The organism is Palleronia sp. (assembly GCF_042089775.1).
In the GTDB taxonomy this organism is placed as follows: Bacteria; Pseudomonadota; Alphaproteobacteria; order Rhodobacterales; family Rhodobacteraceae; genus Palleronia.
In genome coordinates this window covers 1-1,910 of record NZ_JBELKF010000074.1, presented here as the reverse complement: position 1 = coordinate 1,910, position 1,910 = coordinate 1, and the positions used below count along the sequence as shown (strand labels likewise).

2 protein-coding genes and 1 pseudogene are annotated in these 1,910 nt (G+C 67.4%); all 3 read left to right on the top strand.

Annotated elements, in window-relative coordinates; translation table 11 throughout:
• Window positions 1–221: hypothetical protein (locus tag ACFDS3_RS15235; protein WP_375263210.1), on the top strand; the 221-nt coding region annotated here is incomplete at its 5' end.
• Window positions 222–241: 20 nt separating this feature from the next.
• Window positions 242–1,366 (top strand): CHC2 zinc finger domain-containing protein, encoded by a 1,125-nt coding sequence (locus tag ACFDS3_RS15230; RefSeq protein ID WP_375263209.1) that lies wholly within the window; start codon window positions 242–244, stop codon window positions 1,364–1,366.
• Window positions 1,363–1,910 (top strand): annotated as a pseudogene (locus ACFDS3_RS15225) (hypothetical protein); the annotation flags it as partial. The gene ACFDS3_RS15230 and the pseudogene ACFDS3_RS15225, both read left to right, overlap by 4 nt.

The window sequence follows — 1,910 nt, the reverse complement described above, 5'->3', positions numbered from 1 at the left end:
GGGCCGACGACACCCTAGCCGCGATGCGCTGCGGACTCGAGCGGCTGGACCGGATGCGACCACCGGCCGTCGAGGGGATTGTCGCGGCGGCCGAACACATCATCGCGCGCGTCGATAGCGGAGCCTTCGTCCTAGGGCAGGACAGCCGGCGCTATGCGCGTCTTGCGCTTGCAGATTTCTTTACTGAGCGTCGGAACGCCGCGCTCAACGACCTGGCCTGAACGCCAGAAACGGGGGCAGCATGCAGACCGAAGATCCGCGCCTCGTCGAGGCCAAGGCGATTCCGATCATGGAAACGGCGGAACGCCTGGGCGTGACGGCCGAGCTGAAGCGTACGGGGTCCGAACATGCCGGGCCGTGCCCTCAATGCGGCGGGACGGATCGCTTCGCAATCTCGCCTGCCCAGAACATCTACAACTGTCGGACTTGCGGCGGCGGCGATGGCATCGCTCTCGTCCAGATGGTCCTGTCGCTCGACTTCAAGGCTGCGCTGAGCTGGCTGGTGGGCGAGCGCGATGACGAGGTCTCAGCCGAGGAGGTCGAGCGCCGGCGTCGGAATGCGGAGGAATCAGCTCGCAAGCGTGAGGAAACGCAAGAGCGAAAGCGGCGCGAAGCGCTCATGGCGGCGCAGCGGATCTGGAAGGAGGCGCTCCCCGCGGTGGGAACGGCCGTCGAGGATTACCTGGCCGCCCGGGGCTTCCCCCCTCATGCGCTCGCCATGCCGTCGACGCTGCGTTCTCATCCCGCGCTGCCGTACATGATCCACCAGGAAGGCGCTTGGATCGAGATCCACCGTGGCCCGGCCATGATCGCTGTTGTCCAGGCGCCGGACGGAAAGCTCAGCGCCATTCATCGCACGTGGATCGACCCGGACCGTCCAGGAAAGAAGGCGCAGATCGTGCACGCGGGTGAATCGCAGGCCGCAAAGAAAACACTGGGTTCGGTTAAGGGGGGCGCGATCCGCCTGACGAGTCACCCCTGCCGCGCCGATGGGTTCTCGACCCTGATCATGGGCGAGGGGATCGAGACGACCCTCTCGGCCGTGATCGCGGATGCTGTGCCCGGCGCCGCCTACTGGTCCGGGGTGAGTTTGCCCAACATGTCTGGCCGGCGCATCACGCGCGGCGAGGGCATGCTCTATGCCGGCGTTCCGGATCTCCACGATGACGAGGCGTTCGTGCCGCCCCCCTGGGTCAAGCGGCTCGTGTTCATCCAAGACGGCGACTCGGAGCCGCGAAAGACGCGCGCGCAGCTCCTCGCCGGGTTGCGCCGGGCGATGCACCGGACACCGGACCTGACGGCCCAGATCGTCCATGCGGGCGAGGGTGTCGACCTCAATGACGTGCTGAGAGGGGATGACGCGTGAGCGACGACCGCCTCGATCTGATCCGGTCGCGCTTCCAGGCGGCCGAGACCGTCAAGCCGGCTGAAGGCCAGCCGCTTCCTTCGCCGCCGCCGTACGCGGCAGAACCGGGCCCCGAACCCCATGAGCATGGCGACTGGTTGGAGCGCGAGCACTCGATCGAGGACGCGCTGCCGAACGTGACGGCACGCTTGTCGCTCAACGACGTGGGCGCGGGGCTGCGCTTCGTCACGTATTTCGGCCGCGACGTGATCCGGGTGAGCCGGGTCGGCTGGTACGTCTGGGACGGCACCCGATGGCGGAAAGAGGAAGAGGACAACCGCGGAATATCCCCGCGCGTCCGTCGCATGGCGCACCGAATCCCGCAGCTGATGGAAGCCGAGGCGCTGCATGTGCCGGTTTCGACGCGGGATCAGGGGCTGCTGCGGCGTGGCGACGAACTGGCCACGCGCCGGGCTGAGTTGGAAGAGATCGAAGAGCGCGACACGGCACTTGAGTCCGAGCTGGCCGAGGTGCGGGAGGCGCTCAACCAAGTGGCCGAGGCCAG